Source organism: Sulfurovum sp. NBC37-1 (genome assembly GCF_000010345.1).
Taxonomy (GTDB): domain Bacteria; phylum Campylobacterota; class Campylobacteria; order Campylobacterales; family Sulfurovaceae; genus Sulfurovum.
This window is the reverse complement of record NC_009663.1, coordinates 746362-764363: the sequence shown is the minus strand read 5'-3', so window position 1 is coordinate 764363 and position 18002 is coordinate 746362. Positions and strand designations below refer to the sequence as shown.

Annotated in this window: 19 protein-coding genes; 1 reads left to right on the top strand and 18 read right to left on the bottom strand. The window is 36.2% G+C overall.

Annotated features, from left to right (window positions below):
- Complete coding sequence (locus SUN_RS03885; protein ID WP_011980438.1) at positions 1-915, bottom strand: DUF234 domain-containing protein; 915 nt, start codon at positions 913-915, stop codon at positions 1-3.
- Positions 916-1184: 269 nt separating this feature from the next.
- Here SUN_RS03885 and SUN_RS03880 point away from each other — a divergent pair, with 269 nt between their 5' ends.
- Entirely contained in the window at positions 1185-1751 is a 567-nt protein-coding gene (locus SUN_RS03880; protein ID WP_011980437.1) for a pseudouridine synthase, read from the top strand.
- Between the two features lie 73 nt (positions 1752-1824).
- Here SUN_RS03880 and SUN_RS03875 read toward each other — a convergent pair whose 3' ends face one another.
- The 17 genes from SUN_RS03875 to SUN_RS03795 all read right to left on the bottom strand — a co-directional run bounded on the left by SUN_RS03875 (position 1825) and on the right by SUN_RS03795 (position 17999).
- Entirely contained in the window at positions 1825-2808 is a 984-nt protein-coding gene (locus SUN_RS03875; protein ID WP_041672671.1) for a DUF438 domain-containing protein, read from the bottom strand.
- 89 nt (positions 2809-2897) lie between these two features.
- On the bottom strand, positions 2898-3215 hold the full coding sequence (locus SUN_RS03870; RefSeq protein WP_011980435.1) for a YkvA family protein: 318 nt from the start codon (positions 3213-3215) through the stop codon (positions 2898-2900).
- Positions 3212-3634 carry an alternative ribosome rescue aminoacyl-tRNA hydrolase ArfB gene (gene arfB / locus SUN_RS03865; protein WP_011980434.1) on the bottom strand — a complete coding sequence of 141 codons (423 nt, stop codon included), beginning with the start codon at positions 3632-3634 and terminating at the stop codon, positions 3212-3214. Before arfB ends, SUN_RS03870 begins: the two co-directional genes overlap by 4 nt.
- 3 nt (positions 3635-3637) lie before the next feature.
- Positions 3638-4120, bottom strand: a complete 483-nt coding sequence (locus SUN_RS03860) for a hypothetical protein (RefSeq protein ID WP_011980433.1) — start codon at positions 4118-4120, stop codon at positions 3638-3640.
- Positions 4121-4129: 9 nt separating this feature from the next.
- A complete protein-coding gene (locus tag SUN_RS03855; protein WP_011980432.1) occupies positions 4130-4492 on the bottom strand; it encodes a lysozyme inhibitor LprI family protein in 363 nt (120 codons plus the stop codon).
- A gap of 10 nt (positions 4493-4502) precedes the next feature.
- The gene (locus SUN_RS03850) at positions 4503-5471 is read right to left on the bottom strand and encodes a hypothetical protein (RefSeq protein ID WP_011980431.1); all 969 of its coding nucleotides are present in this window, start codon (positions 5469-5471) and stop codon (positions 4503-4505) included.
- Positions 5472-5663: 192 nt separating this feature from the next.
- Positions 5664-6017, bottom strand: a complete 354-nt coding sequence (locus SUN_RS03845; protein ID WP_011980430.1) for a DUF6172 family protein — start codon at positions 6015-6017, stop codon at positions 5664-5666.
- A 270-nt stretch (positions 6018-6287) separates the two neighbouring features.
- Positions 6288-6683, bottom strand: coding sequence for a hypothetical protein (locus tag SUN_RS03840; protein WP_011980429.1), 396 nt, complete (start codon positions 6681-6683; stop codon positions 6288-6290).
- A gap of 65 nt (positions 6684-6748) precedes the next feature.
- The gene (locus SUN_RS03835) at positions 6749-7720 is read right to left on the bottom strand and encodes a virulence protein RhuM/Fic/DOC family protein (protein WP_041672898.1); all 972 of its coding nucleotides are present in this window, start codon (positions 7718-7720) and stop codon (positions 6749-6751) included.
- Positions 7721-7842: 122 nt separating this feature from the next.
- Complete coding sequence (locus SUN_RS03830; protein WP_011980427.1) at positions 7843-8613, bottom strand: REP-associated tyrosine transposase; 771 nt, start codon at positions 8611-8613, stop codon at positions 7843-7845.
- Positions 8531-9577, bottom strand: coding sequence for a virulence protein RhuM/Fic/DOC family protein (locus SUN_RS03825; protein WP_232501355.1), 1047 nt, complete (start codon positions 9575-9577; stop codon positions 8531-8533). The genes SUN_RS03830 and SUN_RS03825 overlap by 83 nt, the downstream gene beginning before the upstream one ends.
- Before the next feature lie 84 nt (positions 9578-9661).
- Complete coding sequence (locus tag SUN_RS03820) at positions 9662-11146, bottom strand: DUF2779 domain-containing protein (protein ID WP_011980425.1); 1485 nt, start codon at positions 11144-11146, stop codon at positions 9662-9664.
- A complete protein-coding gene (locus SUN_RS03815; protein ID WP_011980424.1) occupies positions 11146-14163 on the bottom strand; it encodes a hypothetical protein in 3018 nt (1005 codons plus the stop codon). Before SUN_RS03815 ends, SUN_RS03820 begins: the two co-directional genes overlap by 1 nt.
- On the bottom strand, positions 14163-14693 hold the full coding sequence (locus tag SUN_RS03810; RefSeq protein WP_011980423.1) for an ABC-three component system middle component 1: 531 nt from the start codon (positions 14691-14693) through the stop codon (positions 14163-14165). The genes SUN_RS03815 and SUN_RS03810 overlap by 1 nt, the downstream gene beginning before the upstream one ends.
- The gene (locus SUN_RS03805) at positions 14668-15951 is read right to left on the bottom strand and encodes an ABC-three component system protein (RefSeq protein ID WP_011980422.1); all 1284 of its coding nucleotides are present in this window, start codon (positions 15949-15951) and stop codon (positions 14668-14670) included. The genes SUN_RS03810 and SUN_RS03805 overlap by 26 nt, the downstream gene beginning before the upstream one ends.
- Positions 15948-16382: a hypothetical protein gene (locus SUN_RS03800; protein WP_011980421.1), complete on the bottom strand. Its 435-nt coding sequence runs from the start codon at positions 16380-16382 to the stop codon at positions 15948-15950. The genes SUN_RS03805 and SUN_RS03800 overlap by 4 nt, the downstream gene beginning before the upstream one ends.
- A gap of 294 nt (positions 16383-16676) precedes the next feature.
- A complete protein-coding gene (locus tag SUN_RS03795; protein ID WP_011980420.1) occupies positions 16677-17999 on the bottom strand; it encodes an IS1380-like element ISSlsp1 family transposase in 1323 nt (440 codons plus the stop codon).
- Between the last annotated feature and the right edge of the window lie 3 nt (positions 18000-18002).

Here is an 18002-nt window from a genome sequence, read left to right as displayed (position 1 = left end):
TCAGTACTTTCTGTTTGTGTAGACCAGTAGATCTGCCTCACTCAGATCATCCAGCAGCGAGGAAAGATCTTTATATGACAAGCATGTCATCTCTGCATCCCGGATCTCTTCCATCTCAGGAGAAAATCCATTTTTGGAAAAGAGTACATACTCGGTGATGTCAAGTTCAGCTTTTTGGCACTTCTCTTTGAGGGCATGGAGCATATGTGGTTTTGCCGGCTCCTTGGCATACTTACATGCCCCGGCCAGCATTTTGCCAGACTTTCTGATCGCCAGTATCTCTATATGGGTATGTCTATCATAGTAGGAACCTATAGAGACGACGGGATCATCCACAGCCTTCTGCTTGACCAGTTCCCGTATCAGAAGGTTACTCAGCAGAATAGGGAAATTGGCTTTGCTCTGCTGCCATTTCTCCCTAAATTCATCGAAGTTCCCCTCGGCGATGTTCTTGTAGTTTTGCGAGACGAAGCCAAACCAAAAACGCATGAACGGCAGCGCAAACAGGATCCTGTCGGATTTGCCATCACTCTCCTTTATAGGCTCCTTGACTGACAGGTCAAATCTCAACAAACTTTTGTTTTCCAGATAGTCTATAGCCTCTTCACCCCTCTCTTTACCTATCTTGGCCTTTTTGAACGCATCATGCTCGTACTCCGCACCGAGTGCAATGATAGACAGCAGCCTGTGATACACCGGATTGTTATGTGTGTATCTTGTCATACTGTGATGCAAGGACTCATAATTTCGCAGGACCTTTTCCTCTATGAGTATCTCTACGCTCTTGGAGGTGTCTATGTCCCATCCAGTACCGCCAAATACAGCAAAGTATGCCAAAGCGGTATCCAGATCATCGATACTATTCTGGTACGCGAAAGAGCGAAAGTGCTGCAAGAGTGTAGGATGTTTTGCCATAGGAGCGACCTTGTGGTTTGGAAATGATTTACTGGAAAGATTATAGCTAAATTAGGATATATCCGGGAGGCAATGATGTGAATGTGGTTCGTCTGCCCTGGTAGTATCGGGCAGCTCATTTAGTATCTCAGAGAGTTCTCTGTGTCACTCCTCAATGTTATGGGATATTGCAGTATAAAAATGAAAATATACCAAATTGCCATATGTTTATAGAAATTTGTGGTATTTTACTTGTAAATTGGCTTTTATCAGCCCCAAGGAAGACACCCATGCATAGCTCGAAAAAACTGTTAGTACTCAACAAGCCCAAGGGCTATGTGGTCACGCGTTCTGATGAACTTGGGCGCAAAACGGTATATGATCTTTTACCCGATTGGGCTTTTCATGACGGGTGGATGCCCATCGGACGCCTTGATCTGGAATCCAAGGGGCTTCTACTGTTCACCACCGACGGCAAGATCGGCGATGCCTTGACCAGGCCAGGGAACTGTATTAAGGTATACGAGATCTGGGTCAGAGGTCATGTGACAGATGAACATATAGCAGAAGCCAAGAGAGGTGTAGAAAGCAAGCATGGCTTACTCAAAGCACTTGTCGTAGAAAAACTAGGAACAGGTGGCGCAAAAACCAAACTCAAGATAGTCATCGATGAGGGAAAGAACCGTCATATCCGCCGACTCTTCGGAGCACTGAAAGACCCAAAGTTTGGAACGCCGTTAAAGGTGTTGGAACTGAAACGCATCAGTATCGGCAGTTTTGAGCTTGACATAGAAAGTGGTAAATGGCGTTACCTTACAGTGGAAGAAGAGGGCATGCTGGTCAGGATGGTCTGTTGAACTTCCGTAAGATTTCCGATCCAATACTTCACACTTCATCAGCATAGTACTCCCTCAGCACTTTCCCACGCAATTATTCCCAGTCAAGCAGTCGTTTCTCCCCTTCCAGACCGCGTACATGCGTCACATCCTGACTCATCTCTATGACCCCTCTGTAGGTACCGTCCGGGTCTCGCACCGCAAAATATTGTATGTGAATGAACTGTCCTTTGAAGTTTATCCAGAATTCTGCCAGGTCCTGTGTCCCTGCTTTGAAGGCTTCAAGTATTTTGATGACCTGATCCACACTCTTTGGAGGGTGGCAGAATTTCACTTCACGACCTATGATCCCTGCACTTCTTGGAAATACTCTGTCCTCTCCTCTATTGTAAAAAACGACCTGATCATCTTCGTTGACATATGTAATATCCACAGGCAGAATGCGAAAAATGGAGTTTACCTGCTCAGGAGTCAACCACCCTTCATCAAAATGGGTTTTGTCCTCTGTACCAAAGGGAAGTGCTCTTTTTTGGGTATCCTGGCTTGGATGGATGTACTCATCTGCAGGGTAAGGCGCAGGAGGGGTATCGAACATCCAGCCTATCTCTTTGTCTCCCTCTTTGAACTCTTTCCACTCCTCTTCACTGAGCATCTGCATGGCATTGGGAAGGAGTCTGCCCTCTTCCACCTGCATAATGTGTTCAAGCGAACGGCACACCACCTGAAGATCAAAGGCAATAGTTTGTATATCATCTGCTTCTATGGCAGCTCTCAGAGCTTTTATCTCTTCACGTATCTGGTCATGAAAAGCCCACATTCCCTGGGAAGGACTTGTCCAGCCATGTTTTTCAAGATAAGGAAAAAGCTGGTTCTCCTTGCGTGCAAAGTGAAGCTCTACTTTGGCAAGCTTTTCAAACAGCTCTTTAAAAAGTTCAAACTGTTCCTGTATGTTTACGGCTTGCAGCTGTTCTATAAGGCTGCGGATAAGAAGGTTCTCCTCCAGGTAGGTACGTACAGGATGCCCATCGGGGAACTGCCCTTCAAACGGGGAAGTCTGGTTATTTAAAAATTCACTCATAAATATCATGCCTTGCTATTTTTTTGGAAGTATAGCGGAACAAAAGAAGAAACATATTGAATTGTATCAATAAATGCGAATTAGTATTTCTATGCGGCGTTTTCTTTGTTCTTCTGATTTTTTTGTTCCTCTTTGAAATGTTTGTACTTTTCCAGATCAGCATATATCAATTTCAGACAAATGACAAGGACAATGATATCATCTATCTGTCCCAACACCGGTATATATCCTATCGGTGAAAACAACATATAAAAGAATGTGACACTGATGATCACAATAGTCATCCATGAAATATCTCTATACTCATTCTTCCAGTAAGCTCTGATTAAACCGACCAACGCACGGATATCGTTCCAGAACCTGATAATTATCGCTATTTTTGAGTTGTGGTCTGATTGGTTTTTCATTCCCTCTCCACTTTCCCCCGCAATCGTTTCTTTCCGGCATGTTTCTTTTTTGAGTTCAATCTTCTATTGACAGAGCCTTTTGTCGGCTTGGTCGGTACTCGCTTTTTTTGAGTGACAGTCACACTTTTTATGAGTTCCACCAGACGTTCAAGTGCCTCTTCTCTGTTCTGTTCCTGGCTTCGGTGCTGTTGGGACTTTATCACGACTATACCGTCTTTGCTAATGCGTTTGTCTTTAAGCGCAAGCAGTTTCTCTTTGTAAAATGCCGGGAGTGACGAGGCAGCAATGTCAAAACGAAGATGGATCGCCGCAGAGACCTTGTTGACCTTCTGCCCACCGGACCCCTGCGCTCTTATGGCAGAGATCTCTATTTCATTTTCATCCAAAGTAACGGTATTTGATATTTTCAGGTTTGGCATGATCTATTCTCCACTTTCGGAAGTGGTTTTGACCGGATAGTTCTCCAGGCTGGACAGAGAACCTTTTATGGTTTTGACAACCCCTTTTATTGTGGTGATCTTTTTCCCTTTTTTGGTAATTCTAATGCCGATATCCCGGCTCTCGTCCGCAGCACTGTACTCATCAAAAATGGTATATTTATAGCTTTTGTTTGTAAAGGATAAAGCATTCAAATCCAAGCCCTCATTTTGGGCACCACCACCTCGGAAATAGCTTGAAAAAGTAAACTTCCCAAAAGAATTTTTACGATTTTTTGGATACTCAAACTCTATTTTTCCCTCTTTTCCATAACGATAAACCATATAGCTATCGTTGGCACCAACAGCTATGGTCACTGTTTTTCCCTTCTGCGTTTTGAAGCTGTAAAGCAGTTTTTCACCCTTTTCTAAATGCTCATTCGCAAAAACAGATACCGTCAAAATCAGTAATAATATAAACGTTTTCATCACACATCCTTACGGAAGGAAAGAGTACAATTCTTTGACTCTTTTTTCCGTCATTGAGATTTTACAACCGATATTCAGCTGTTTTTCTGCCGAGCCTCCCCGCATTTCATACGCTTCCAGATAACACTCCGTATCTCGAAATTTTATCCAGGCTCTTTGCGCTGTAACGAGGTTGTGGATTTCCTCTTTTGGGAGTTTATTTTTTACCTGCCGATAGAGGCTATTGAGTTTTTTATCCCAGTAGTCATACTCACTGTAAGCACACTGCATCCAGTTATTTGTTGCCGGATTGTTTTCGTAACATTTTTTGAAATTTGGCTCTTGGGACATAAGTAAATTTAACAACAGCAACATCAATAGCGCGACTCTCATGGTATCCTCCTCAGTCTAAGTTTGCAAATGCCTTTTTAAGCACCTGCTTTCCATTCTTGTTATACACAGTAATAAAATATTTGCTTTCACTCTCCTCATCTTCAATCGTAACCGTTTCAAAAAATCTCTTATTGAGTTTCAGCACACTGATCATCGTATCCTGGGGAGAGGCTTCTGTCTTTTTCTGCCATAGGCTTTGACCATTTTTGCTAAAACACTTGATCCAGAAATAACTTTTTCCGCTTCCCGACAGGGTCGTATGTCCTGCGATAATAAAGCTATCAGAAAATCCGACAATTCCTCCAACCTCTATTGCCCCGGGAGAAGCTTTTGCAATAATTTTTTGCCATTTTAATGTATCGTTTTCAAATCTTTTTGCCATGATGGTGACAAAACCTTCTTCTTCGGCATAATACAATACAACTTTGCTGCCATCTTCCAAACTCAGAAATTTTATAAAATCTTGGTTATGTGCATTTGGCACTTTGGCAAGTAAATACTGCTTCATAAAATGCAGTATTTCTTTCTCTTTGTTTTTGAATTTGGCAGAATATTCAGGTACTTTTTGTAGTTTGGTATTTAACCACTTGACCATTTTATCCCTGATAAAATAGTATCTGTTTTTTTGGATTTTTGTTTTTTTTGGGTCATACCCACTTAATATCGGCGGCTCATTGTAGCTGTAATCTATACTGAACATAAAAAAGAGATTTCCATTTTGAAAATAATACTCCTCTTCCAGTTTGCCCATTTCGCCATATATATTTAGCTTGATCAAGGCAATAGAGCCGTCTTGATCAAAAAAATACTTTGCCACAGCACCTTCGCTGGAAATATCTCGTATCTCCTGCTGCATAGTCACAAAAGATGCCTGCTGACTATTGATTCGCCGATATGCCTGCTTAATATCATCTATCGATGCGATAGATGAAGCGTGCAAGCTGAAAATGAAAAGAAGCGGTAATAAAATTTTCAGCATAGCATTTCCTTTTCGAGATGTTTTCATCTATTATAGCTACAAATTGTTTGATTTATAAACTACAAGTGCTCTTTTGCACTGTTGAAGGTCATTGGAATTGTAGCGTATCAGCATCGGTAACTTTGGGCTGTCTATAGAGAGTGCCCAGTGGTGTTACCTTGTCTCACAAAAAGAGAGGAGGATTCTTCCGCACTAATCAGCAGACTCACTGCTTACACTATCTTCGGCTGGCTCTTCTTCACTTGCTTCTTCGTTGATTGATTTTAACGGTTTGGGTACAGCTTTTGCCATAATCTCTATGTAGACTTGCGTGGCACCTGTAGCATGTATGCTGTCCAGTGCCGCCAAAAGCTCTTTATAGACGATATTCTCTGCCTCTTCTGCTGTGGTGCCTATCTTGCAGTCAAAGTCCCAGTAGGTAATTTCCGGGTCTGCCAGTTCTTTTCTCTTTTCGCGTTTGACATATTTTCTGATGTCATGCTTAACGGCTTCGAGTACGCGATCTGTATGCTTCTTGGGGTCGGTCAGTTGAAAAACTTTTTTCACTATTATTTCCTGTTTATCCCGGATTATGCATTAGAATTACTTGAAATCTTCCAAACGCTTGTGCTGTGGGCATTTGCGGAAAATTTGAGGTGCACCCGTAGGTGCATTGATGGTTTCTCCGTAAGTGCCCACAGTGCAATGGTTTGCGTAGCGTTCTGTAATCTCTAATGCATAATCCGGGTTTATTGTTATGTTTGTCAGTGTATCCAGTTTATACTAAATTCCTGAACATCAACATGGGTACGGTATCAATGTTACTAACCTCTAATTTTACAACGTAAAAGACAAATTGGCAAACGCCCCTTCAGCACTTAACGCACTCTTGTACCGTGTACCAAGTACCCTTACACTTTTAGTCTCCAAATCGCATATAGCAATACGAAAACTCGCCCCCATCTGTGGCTCGACGACGCATATGATGTTTCCTTCGTATTCTCGTGTAGCGTGGATGATGCCTTGTAGTTTTGGGAAAAAGTATTTCGGATAACTCAGCGGTGTGATCTCCACAATCTTGATCTGCTCATTTTTCTCAAGACTCTCCAGCATAAGCTGCGCATCTTCTATGCTCTCAAACTGCACACACCAATCATCAAAAACCTTATTGAAATTTTTTAGATCTTCATCCAAGAAACCTCCGACAAGTGATTGTAAAGCAAAAATTCCCATCTGTATTGTCCTCTATTTAAAAGCGCTATATTAGCATAATTCTCTCATACAATATCACTCATCATCTAATCCCTCAACATCAAAAGTACTAACCCCACCATACGATCTTTATCATTCGGGTTTGACTCCGCTATGAACAAGGTCAACGCGGTCAAAGCATTAGGATTTATAAATTTTTCCACATCAAACCCTGCTCTTTTCAGCAACCAGACAAAACTAAATGCACCCGTACGTTTGTTCCCATCGTTGAAAGGATGGTTTTTCACTATAAAGTAAAGTAAATGTGCCGCCTTTTCCTCTACTGTAGGGTAGGCATCTGCACCAAAGACTGATTGAAACACGTTACCAAAAATCCCCTCCAGGCTCTTCTTTGTTTTCTCAGTGGCAAATATCTCAGAGGCTTCACCTCTTTTCATCAACTCCTGCTTGAAAATAGCAACATCTTTATAAAGCTTCTCAACTTCAAACTCAAGATTTACTTTACTGATACCCTCTTTGGGCAACTCCTCTCTGTCATAACTGTCCAATCCAAACCAAGTAGCCGAAAAAGATTTGATAAGCTCCAATACATCCTCTGCTTTGACATTATCTGCATTTTGAGATAGCACTTTTATATCTTCAACTACCCGTAAAAATTCATCATAATTTTTTTGAAGGCGTTCTTTATTGATGGTGTAGCCTTGTACAATGTGCTCTTTGAGGGTTTTGGTGGCCCATTTACGGAAGTTTGTTGCTACTTTTGAGTTAACACGATATCCAACAGATAAAATCATATCTAAATTGTAATATTTTACCTGATAAGTTTTTCCATCACTGGCAGTTGTTGCAAATTTTGCAACAACTGCTATTTCTTCAAGTTCTTCATCTTTGAAAATATTACGTATGTGACGAGAAATAACTGATTTATCACGTCCAAATATTTGAGCAATCTCATCCAAACTTGCCCATACTGTTTCATTAGTAATGTCCTCTTTTAGTCGTATTTCACCATTTTCTGTTTGATAAATACTAATTTTATCTGATATTTTATTCATCATCCATCCCCTCATGCAACTCCAAAGCCTCTATATGCCCAAGCATACCAGCCCTTGTGATACCTTACAGTGTACCATACATCTCCGTCGTATTCTACAACACACCGCTTATATTAAGGGGCATATTATAGGCCAAGCGTTGAATATCTACTTTTGAGTATCTTAGAAACCAGCGATCGTGATACTCCGAGATACGCAGCGATCTTTGCCTGCGTGTAGCCATCATCCAAAGCATGGCGCATGGCTTCGTTACGTTCAGTATCTTTGAAATGTTCTTCAAGGCTTTTACTATAAGCGGCTTGCTTGACTCCCCCTTTTTCTATCACCTTTTGTGCCTGTATCTCTGCCAACTGTGCCTGCGCTTCTTCATCGAGACTTACTCCGATGATCTCTTGTATGTTTTCATAATCAAGCTCTTGAAGCAGTTTGGAGTCACGGGTACACGGTACGGGTTTTTGCCGGTTGGCAATGACCGCTCCCAGTGTATAAGGATATTCCCCTACTTTCTCAACCAGACCAGCTTCAATGGGGTTTTGTTCTATGTACCGTATCAGCGTATAGTAGTACTCCTCATTGACGATATAGCGGGAATAAAACCTCCCCTGCCAGAAGTGACCGGAGCGTTTCTGTTTTTTATTGGCATAGAGGGCGTAGTTACTGTTGAGCTGTTTCATAAAGAGTGAGAGGTTATTCAGCCGAGTCTCGACCAGCAGGTGGAAATGGTTGCTCATCAGGCAATAGTCATGCACTACGACTTTATAATCCCTGCAAGCTTTGCAGAGTATCTTCAAAAACACTTCATAGTCATCCTCATCAACGAAAATATCGGAGCGATTGACACCTCTGTTGATGACATGGTGATAGCCTGCAAGATCTATTCTGGGTTTTCTTGGCATAGTAGCCTATCCTCTTTTTATATATAGTATAGCGTAAATTTAGTGGATATTCAACGCCTGACACGTATTTCAACGCGGTCAAAGCATTAGGATTTATAAATTTTTCCACATCAAACCCTGCTCTTTTCAGCAACCAGACAAAACTAAATGCACCCGTACGTTTGTTCCCATCGTTGAAAGGATGGTTTTTCACTATAAAGTAAAGTAAATGTGCCGCCTTTTCCTCTACTGTAGGGTAGGCATCTGCACCAAAGACTGATTGAAACACGTTACCAAAAATCCCCTCCAGGCTCTTCTTTGTTTTCTCAGTGGCAAATATCTCAGAGGCTTCACCTCTTTTCATCAACTCCTGCTTGAAAATAGCAACATCTTTATAAAGCTTCTCAACTTCAAACTCAAGATTTACTTTACTGATACCCTCTTTGGGCAACTCCTCTCTGTCATAACTGTCCAATCCAAACCAAGTAGCCGAAAAAGATTTGATAAGCTCCAATACATCCTCTGCTTTGACATTATCTGCATTTTGAGATAGCACTTTTATATCTTCAACTACCCGTAAAAATTCATCATAATTTTTTTGAAGGCGCTCTTTGTTGATGGTGTAGCCTTGAACAATGTGCTCTTTGAGGGTTTTGGTAGCCCATTTACGGAAGTTTGTTGCTACTTTTGAGTTAACACGATATCCAACAGATAAAATCATATCTAAATTGTAATATTTCACCTGATAAGTTTTTTCATCATTGGCAGTTGTTGCAAAATTTGCAACAACTGCTATTTCTTCAAGTTCCTCATCTTTGAAAATATTACGTATGTGACGAGAAATGACTGACTTATCACGTCCAAATATTTGAGCGATTTCATCCAAACTCGCCCATACTGTTTCATTAGTAATATCCTCTTTGAGTCGTATTTCACCATTTTCAGTTTGATAAATACTAATTTTATCTGATATTTTATTCATCATACATCTCCGTCGTGTTCTGTAATATACCATCTATGAGCTTTTGGCGGCGTTTTCTGCTTGTCATGAGGGATCGCTTTTCGATAATCAGTCACCTGTCACCTCTCTTAATTTTTCCAATACCTTTACCATCGCCAGTGTATCGAGCTTACAGTACTCCAGCAGTGCGTTTCTCATCTTCTCTTTTTCACCCTCTTCCAGTTTGCCCAGATTGGCAAAAGCATTCATTGCTTCACCACCGTTTTGCACGCCATCAAGCATTTTGTAGGCATCTGCCATTTCAGGAACAAGTGCAGGCAGTACATATTTGATAGAGTAGCTTCCATTCATCTCGGGAGTGACGTAGTGTTTTTGCTGGAACGGAGTCATGAGGTCTTTGGTGTTGCCATGTATGGCCATAAGATGTTCGGAAAGGGCTTCATATTCTTGAGCCAGTTTTTTGATGACACCTTTTTCAAAGCTCATGTTGTATGCCAGTACTGTGACATCTCTGGGGATGTCTTCGCAGAGCTTTTGTGCCAGTGCCGCTCTTGGGTCTGTGCCGTCCTGTGCCAGAAACTCACGGTGCTCGAGTCTGCCGTCTTCGTGCTCTATGTGCAGCGAATACTGAAAGGGGATCTGCATAAACGGGCTGATGCCTTTCCATTGGGGTATGGCTTGCTGAAAGGTTTCGAAGTCCAGATGGTAGATGGGATAGGTCAAGGTATCGAGAAAAGCTTGTATGGCATCTTTGTCTATATGGGTGCTCCGGGCTTTGTAGTTTTCAACAGCTTGGCGCTGTTGGGCGGTCATCTCAAAGTCATCGGGGATGTCGGCTATGTCTACGATACCTCTTTCATAGAGTGCTTTCTGCTTTTTGCTGCCGAGATTGAAGATGTTAAAGATCGAATACTCAGGGATATTCCTCTGCACTCTCCAGCAATACTCCCTGGCATCACATTCATAGGGCTTATTACAATGCTTTCCTATGTCAATGTCCGGTTCGTTCTCTCTGTCTTTCAAGTAATTCTCAAACGCTTCAAGATTTTTAGGAATGCTCTCCTGCAACGCCAATACCTGCTCCGTCACATCCACCACAGAAAAAAGTTTCTCCAACTCCAGTTCATCGCCTCTGACGTAGGTATTATCTATATGCACAACATTGGCACTTTTGATGCTAAGCCCAAGATTTTTCAGCACATAGTACTGTATGGAGACATCTTGCAGATAGATATCTTTGACAGAAGTAGAACTCTTCACTTCATAGAGTGAAATGCCATCTTCATCTACTTGTAAAATGTCCACCATGACCAAAATACCATCATAAGAGAAAGTAGCCTCATAAATGTTTTTTACATCCTCATCCAGCCACTTTTGCGTAGTAGCCATCATCTCATCATAGTCTCTGGTAAACGGTACTTTTTCCCCAAGTGGGAAAAGCTGACAAGCCAACTCCCCTACCTCATTGCCTGTTTTAAATACTGCCTGGGCAGCTGCATCGGGAGGGGTGAGGACCTCAGGTTTGTATTTTTTGAGCCATAGGGATTTGGGGCATTGGATGGCTCGGGTGTAGAGGGATTTTGAGAAAGTCATTACCTTTTAACTTTTCCATATGTTTCTAGTTCAATAAACCTAGAATCAAAATACTCTGTAGGTATTTTCTTTTTTAATAAATAATAGAAATTTTCATCATGTGTCGAAAGAATAATCTGTTTATTATGGTTTGCAATAAAGCTTCTTAATAAATCTATCGTTGCAAGTATATTAATACTGTCCATTGATTGAATAGGGTCATCAATGAAAATACAATCTACATTATTTCCATTCTCATCTTTTGTTTGTAACGCTTTTGCTAAAAAAATACTCAAACTTAATACATTGAGCTGTGCTGTACTATAATAAAGTGCTGGTGATATATGCTTAGTACCATTATCATTATCAACAAAAACATTCAATTTCCCAACCCCATTCTCAAAATGGCATTCAAATTTCACTTTCTTATAGTCAGGATGTGGATCAATTTTTTCATAAATTTGATTAATTAAATCTTCATGAAAAAATTCTTCTATATCTTTATTGATTTTCTCTTCTAATTTCTTTTTCTCTGTGCTTAATTTAGATGCTACTTTTATTTTAATATTATATTTTTCATCATATTTTTCGAATTCTTGCTTCATCTTTTTATTTTCAATAAACTTCAATAAAGTATCTATGTTTTTTTCTATTATTTCAATTGAATTGACTATTTTCTTATTACTTGTTTGTCGTGTATTCAATTCAATTTCTTTAGCTTTTATATGGTTTTTTACATTATCGATATTGGTAATCTTCTCTTTAAAAAATTTCTCATACATTGATTCATATGTTAAAATATTTCTTGAATATAATTTAAATATTTCATCATCTAATAATTTTATTTCGACATCTAAATTATCTAAATTTTCAACAGTATATTTATCTACAATGGATGATTTTTCATTATTTAAATTATCTAACTCAAGATTCTTTATATTAAGTAATTTATCAATACTTTCTATATTATTATTTATTTGCTCAAGCACATCTATTTTAGCTTCAAATTTATTTATATAATTATATACAGCTAAATATTCTTCTTCATTTTTAAGTTTATTCAAACTTTTATTATGAATTTTTAATGCTTCTTCAATAAGCAAAATATTTTCTTTTCTTTCTTTTTCTTGAATCTTCAACTCAATCATTCTATTTTTTAATTCAGTTATTGAATTATGAAATGTATTTTGCTCTTTCTTCTTTAATTTAGTTAGTTCATCTTGACTCATTGCTTCTGTTTTTCTTATAAGATTTAATAATAAAGAATCTTTATCTTCTTCTAGTATATTTGGAGATAGACTTTTTATTTGATACTCTAATTTATCAATTTTATTTTTAGTATCAGAAAATTCATTATTCAATGATTGAATAATGAATTTTTTCTCATCTTCAATTATCTTATTATTCGTATTAATAATGTATTGTATCTTTTCTTCTTCTTTTAAAATTTCTTTTTCTAGGGTATTCAATAAAGGATTATTTAATACCTTATTTTTCAATGCGTCATATGAATCTTGTTTTGTATTACACAAAGGGCAAGTATCATTTTGAGTCTCATCAATAATTTGTATCCCTAATGATATTAAGTTTCTTAATTCTCTATTATATTGTTGATGTTCATTCTTTTTATGCTGCAGTGCAGTTAATTTTTCTTCATTAAATGTATTTTTCTGAATTAATGATTCAATCTTTTCAACTTTTAATTTATATCTGTCATCTGAACGAATATCTATAAAAATATTACTTTTTATAGCTTCTTTAATATGATCATATTTTACTAACGCATCCCTAAAAATTTTTATATCACTAACGTACCTCTGTAATTTTTCAATATTTTCATAGATTTTTGGTATATCAATTAATAATTTATCTATCTCTCTTTTCTCTTTTTCTAATCTTTCAACTTTAATAGATAATTCATTATACGCAACTTCTATTTTATCGAGATTCTTTTCATATTTTATCTTTGCATTATTCAGCTCTTTAATACGTATTTCAATATTGCGAATTTCACTTTCAATTGCTTCATATTTGGGATATTTTTTTCTTAAATTCGTAAGTTTTTCTTTTTCTAACTTCTTTGTATCAATTAAGTCTTGAATAATTTTTATATTTTTTGTCGTATTTAATAATCCAACATAATCATTTGATTTATTTTTTAACTTTTCCCAACTCTGCTTATCTTTAAAATATATTTCACTTTCTTCTAACCAATGGGGTAATTCAGGTATTAATTTGCTTTCAAAATAGTTTATTAGTTCACTAAGATTCTTTTTTTCTTGCAATAACTTAGTTTCTAGTTCAGATTTTTTGATTTCATCAAAACTATCATCAATCAAGTCTAGTTTTTCTGAATTTTTTAGATTTATTTCTTCTATTATTTTATTGGTAGATTTAAAAATACTATCGTCGATTCTTACATTTAACCTTTTTTCAATCTTCTCTTTTTCTTTTTTTATTTCTTCTTTTTCTTGATTATTTTTCTTCTCTAATTTTTCAATATTACTATAGTAGTTAGCCAGTGTCTTATCACCAAAATGAGAAATGAATTTTGTATATCTTTCTTTGTCATCATCCGCTTTTAAAAAATTATCTATACCATCTTGAGATAAAATAACATCTTTAAAATAACTATTAATACTTTTTTGACTTGAAAAATAATCTTTTCCACCAGCTCTTGAAATAGCAGGAATAGTATTTTCAAACTCTTTACGATCCGTCCATACTTTAACATATCCTTTTGTATTATCATCTACAAATTTATTTTTCAATATATATTGTTTTTCTCTATTTCCACTCTTTTTTTCTATAAATTTTCTCTCAGCATCAGATATTTTTTTATAAATATCTAATCGTGAAATATTTTTAGTAACTGCCCATTCTACTCCGTCATAAAAAGAAGTTTTCCCAAATCCATTTGGAGCATAGATTGATATAAAATTTGCTATTTTGTCATTAGGAAAAGTAAAATCAAAAGTACCATTATCTTTATTTTTATATGCTCTAAAAGCATGTAATTCTACTTTTTTAAATTTCATTACTTGACACCTTCTTCTAATAGATTTAATATTTCATCTATTTTGTTTGCATTAATATCATGTAAATCTTTAAGTTCTGAATATACCTTAGAATCTGAACTATATTTATCATTAACTTGTGAAGTTTTTATTAATCTTATATCATTAAAAGTAATATGTTTTTCAATAAGTTTTTGTATGTTTTCATCAGTTAAATCCAATTTATATCTATCTTCTATAATCTTTCTAGCAAAAAAAGTATTATTCTCTATTTTATATTTTAATTCATTACTAACCTCTTCTTCTAGGGTATATAATATATAAACATTCCACCTAATGAAATTATCAATAAGTAATTCATCTTCAATGCTCTCAGAAAGAACGCTACAAGTTTTTTGCCAGTTTTCTTTTAACTTATTTGAGCTTTTCTCTTTTATAAATATGACTATTAAATCATAGCTTTCATATTTAACTACTTTTAAATAATTTAAATCATAGTTCAATTTTATCTCTTCTATATCTTTATTATCCAAAAACTTTATTAATTTCATCTTTAATAATCTCCTCAATATTAGTTGCAGTAGCACCATTAAATACTGTATCACTATTATCGCAGTCATCTATCATCTGTTTTTGTATCGCATGAATATGCTTAAATGTAAAATCATGATAAGGATTCATACCATAAGCTATATTGAATTTTTCAGGTAATATACCATGTCCAATATTTTCTAATGTAGAAGATTTTATATGACAACTTGTTGGTGTTCTATCTCCATCACAAGCTACTATAACAGTTGCATTTTTTTCTAATGAGCTAAAATCAGAGGTTAAAATTTCTTCTTTATTCTCTTTCCAGTTAGTTGATTTCAAAAAAAGAAATTTTCTTTTTTTATTTATATCTCTAATTGCCTCTATCCCAAGAGGGCTATACATATCTAAAAAAACAGATATAACAATAAACTCTAAATACATAGACCAAAGCTCTTTATTAGAATAACATTTTTTATCATAACTTGACTCTAATATGTTGTATCTATTTTTAATATCTATGGGTTTTATTTTCTTAGATAAATCTTCTGCAATCAGTCTTAACCTATCTTGAGTTAATCTTTTTTCTGCTTCTTCCATACCATTTAAGAAAAAAATATTATCCAATAAACTAGAAAAATTATTTAGAAAAGGTGGATATAACGGTTGTAACACACCATTATTGTCTTCAATAATTTTATCGAATGCATTTATACTAATAAATCTTAATCTACTATTATTTTCATCTTCAGCAGATTCTGCATCCATACGACATTCAATACCAACTAAAATAAAATTTTCACCATCTTGTCTAAATACTCCTCCACCAGAACATCCACTAACATCTGATTGCGCATAATAACTGTCATTTTCAGCCACAATCTCTTGTCCAGACATATCTCCAACTTTTAAATTAAAATATTTAATTTCTTCAGTCTGCTGTCTTCTATTTTCTGGATATCCATAAAATTTAAATTCATCCCCATTATTTACTTGTTCCCATTGTTTATAGGGACTTGTAAAATCTATTTTTTCTATTTTTAAAATAGCTATATCTAAAGTAGTATGTTCATATTTTTCTATAATATTTTCAGATGTACCCTCTGGGGAACGCGTAAAATGTATGTCAGTTGCTAGTTTAGGATTATTTTGATTATCATATAAATTATGTTTTGCAGTTAATATATAGCTATATTCTTCTGTCATTGGTTGAAAGAGTACCCCACTGCCACCATCAACCATTACAGAACACTGTCTACATTGTTCAAAAAAACTCATATACGGAACTCACTTATATCTAAAGCTTCAAACAAACCATTATTTAACTCTTTTTCACTAAATATCTTTTTTATCAAATCTGGATAAGTAAAATATATTTTACATCCTGAATGTTTATTAATAATTCTAGCCAAAGTTTCTTTATTTGGTAAACCATGCTTTGAGCCATCAGTACTAATAATAAACTTATCACATTTAATTATTTCCAATAATTCATTTGATGTATTGGCTTTACTTCCATGATGAGAAACTTTCATGAAATCAATTTCTAATTTATTCCTATTCGAATATCTTAGTTCTTTTAAACCATCTATAATAACACTTGGATGAGAATCCCCTAAGAACAATATTTTTTTATCACCTATTTCTAAAATAAAAGCTATAGAACTTCCATTAGGTAATGATTTATCTTCCTCAAATTCATTTTGCAATAATTCATCAAAAGATTTTTCATAGTCATTAGATAAAGAAGTATGGGGATTATATGAAGTTTCCTTTTCCCAATTTTTAACCCAAATCCGTAAATAGCCCCAAAGTAATCATAAATTGAACTAAAATCAACGAGAGATATTATGCTAAAAGATTAGATGCATCATAAATTTGCGTATTACCTTGTTGTTTTTAGCACACCGACATGTTTATGCTAAAAATGCTGTTTTTTTAGGCACTATTCTAGTGTTTGAAGTTTCTATCGTATTGATGTTTTTGGTGACTTTATACGGGTATCATTCCAGTGAAACCCTATAGATGCATTCTCTTATGGAGTGAAATATTTCTACAAACTCTTTTTGAACTTTCAAGATAGTCTGCCTACTGTGTTTCACTACCTTTCCTGCTAAACGATAAAACTTATAGCGTATCGTGGCAACCGTATGTTTTTGCCAGCTATTTTGCAGTATTTGTTTAAAAAGAATGAAGAGATTATAAGCCAGTACACCTATCTGAAAGTAAAATGCATTGGAGATAAAATTTGATGAAGGAAGATAATTGAGATTGAAACCATTTTTAAGTTCTTTGATCCGGTTCTCGCTTGTATCTCCACGCTTGCGATAAAACCTAACAACATCCTGAGCAGACATGCTTTCATCTGCATTGGTAGCGATGACATAATAATGCTCTCTGGCAAGATCAAGTTTTTCGTCTATACTCAACATATCCCAGATCTCCGGAAGTACCGGTGTCACTGTCTTTTTGACAACAATCAGTCTAAAGGCATGGTCTGTGTGCTGCATGGTATGTATAAACTCAGCTACTTCTTCTTTAAGGTGATGTGCTGTACCTTCTTTGGTTTGGAATGATTGCCACTCTTTAATTTCTTTGATATTGGCGTAGACGGAATGATCTAAGTTAGCGCCCACGGTATAGGTGATATGATGATTATTGCAGTGGTTAAAAAGTTCAGCCTGATAAGAAGCAGAATCTGCTCTAAAAAAAGAGAGTGATTTTGCTTTGGGTAATTGTTCCCGACATCTTTTTAGAAACGTCAGATTATTATCTGCGGGCGCAATATTGCCTGAACGAAATTCACTGTGAATCACATATCCGCCATTGATATGACCAATCATAGGTATATATCCGCTTTGCATTTTATAAGTTGTCACTGCTGTACTTTTTTGTGAAAATATTACCGAAGCATCAATATCAAGTACTAAAGGCTCATCTATCGTTTTTAAATGTCTTCGCAACAGTTTACGATTGATGGATTCAATACCATAGATACCATGTAGTCCGTGACGTGTGATCCATTTTCCTACACTCTCTGATACAGGTATATGTTTAATCTTCAACGTCTCTTTGATGGCTTTATCTTTATGAATCATACGTAAGTCATCCAGGACCCTTCCTCCGCTATGAAGCATAAGAAGTAATGGTTGCATGTGTTCAAATGGCATATAACCTCGATTACTTTGAGGTAAAGGTAGATAGGCATTACAGAATTGATCGATTTTAGTTGCTTTTAGATATTCACCGAATAATATGGTTCCGGCATTGGAAGTAAGTGACTCTTTAGTTCCCTCTACAGAAAAATTTAACACACCTTGTGGCATACT

Bases quoted from the DNA above. Each gene is read 5' to 3' on its own strand.
- SUN_RS03885 (WP_011980438.1), bottom strand. From the start codon at position 915: ATGGCAAAACATCCTACACTCTTGCAGCACTTTCGCTCTTTCGCGTAC.
- SUN_RS03880 (WP_011980437.1), top strand. From the start codon at position 1,185: ATGCATAGCTCGAAAAAACTGTTAGTACTCAACAAGCCCAAGGGCTAT.
- SUN_RS03875 (WP_041672671.1), bottom strand. From the start codon at position 2,808: ATGAGTGAATTTTTAAATAACCAGACTTCCCCGTTTGAAGGGCAGTTC.
- SUN_RS03870 (WP_011980435.1), bottom strand. From the start codon at position 3,215: ATGAAAAACCAATCAGACCACAACTCAAAAATAGCGATAATTATCAGG.
- arfB (WP_011980434.1), bottom strand. From the start codon at position 3,634: ATGCCAAACCTGAAAATATCAAATACCGTTACTTTGGATGAAAATGAA.
- SUN_RS03860 (WP_011980433.1), bottom strand. From the start codon at position 4,120: ATGAAAACGTTTATATTATTACTGATTTTGACGGTATCTGTTTTTGCG.
- SUN_RS03855 (WP_011980432.1), bottom strand. From the start codon at position 4,492: ATGAGAGTCGCGCTATTGATGTTGCTGTTGTTAAATTTACTTATGTCC.
- SUN_RS03850 (WP_011980431.1), bottom strand. From the start codon at position 5,471: ATGCTGAAAATTTTATTACCGCTTCTTTTCATTTTCAGCTTGCACGCT.
- SUN_RS03840 (WP_011980429.1), bottom strand. From the start codon at position 6,683: ATGGGAATTTTTGCTTTACAATCACTTGTCGGAGGTTTCTTGGATGAA.
- SUN_RS03835 (WP_041672898.1), bottom strand. From the start codon at position 7,720: ATGATGAATAAAATATCAGATAAAATTAGTATTTATCAAACAGAAAAT.
- SUN_RS03830 (WP_011980427.1), bottom strand. From the start codon at position 8,613: ATGCCAAGAAAACCCAGAATAGATCTTGCAGGCTATCACCATGTCATC.
- SUN_RS03825 (WP_232501355.1), bottom strand. From the start codon at position 9,577: ATGATGAATAAAATATCAGATAAAATTAGTATTTATCAAACTGAAAAT.
- SUN_RS03820 (WP_011980425.1), bottom strand. From the start codon at position 11,146: ATGACTTTCTCAAAATCCCTCTACACCCGAGCCATCCAATGCCCCAAA.
- SUN_RS03815 (WP_011980424.1), bottom strand. From the start codon at position 14,163: ATGAAATTTAAAAAAGTAGAATTACATGCTTTTAGAGCATATAAAAAT.
- SUN_RS03810 (WP_011980423.1), bottom strand. From the start codon at position 14,693: ATGAAATTAATAAAGTTTTTGGATAATAAAGATATAGAAGAGATAAAA.
- SUN_RS03805 (WP_011980422.1), bottom strand. From the start codon at position 15,951: ATGAGTTTTTTTGAACAATGTAGACAGTGTTCTGTAATGGTTGATGGT.
- SUN_RS03795 (WP_011980420.1), bottom strand. From the start codon at position 17,999: ATGCCACAAGGTGTGTTAAATTTTTCTGTAGAGGGAACTAAAGAGTCA.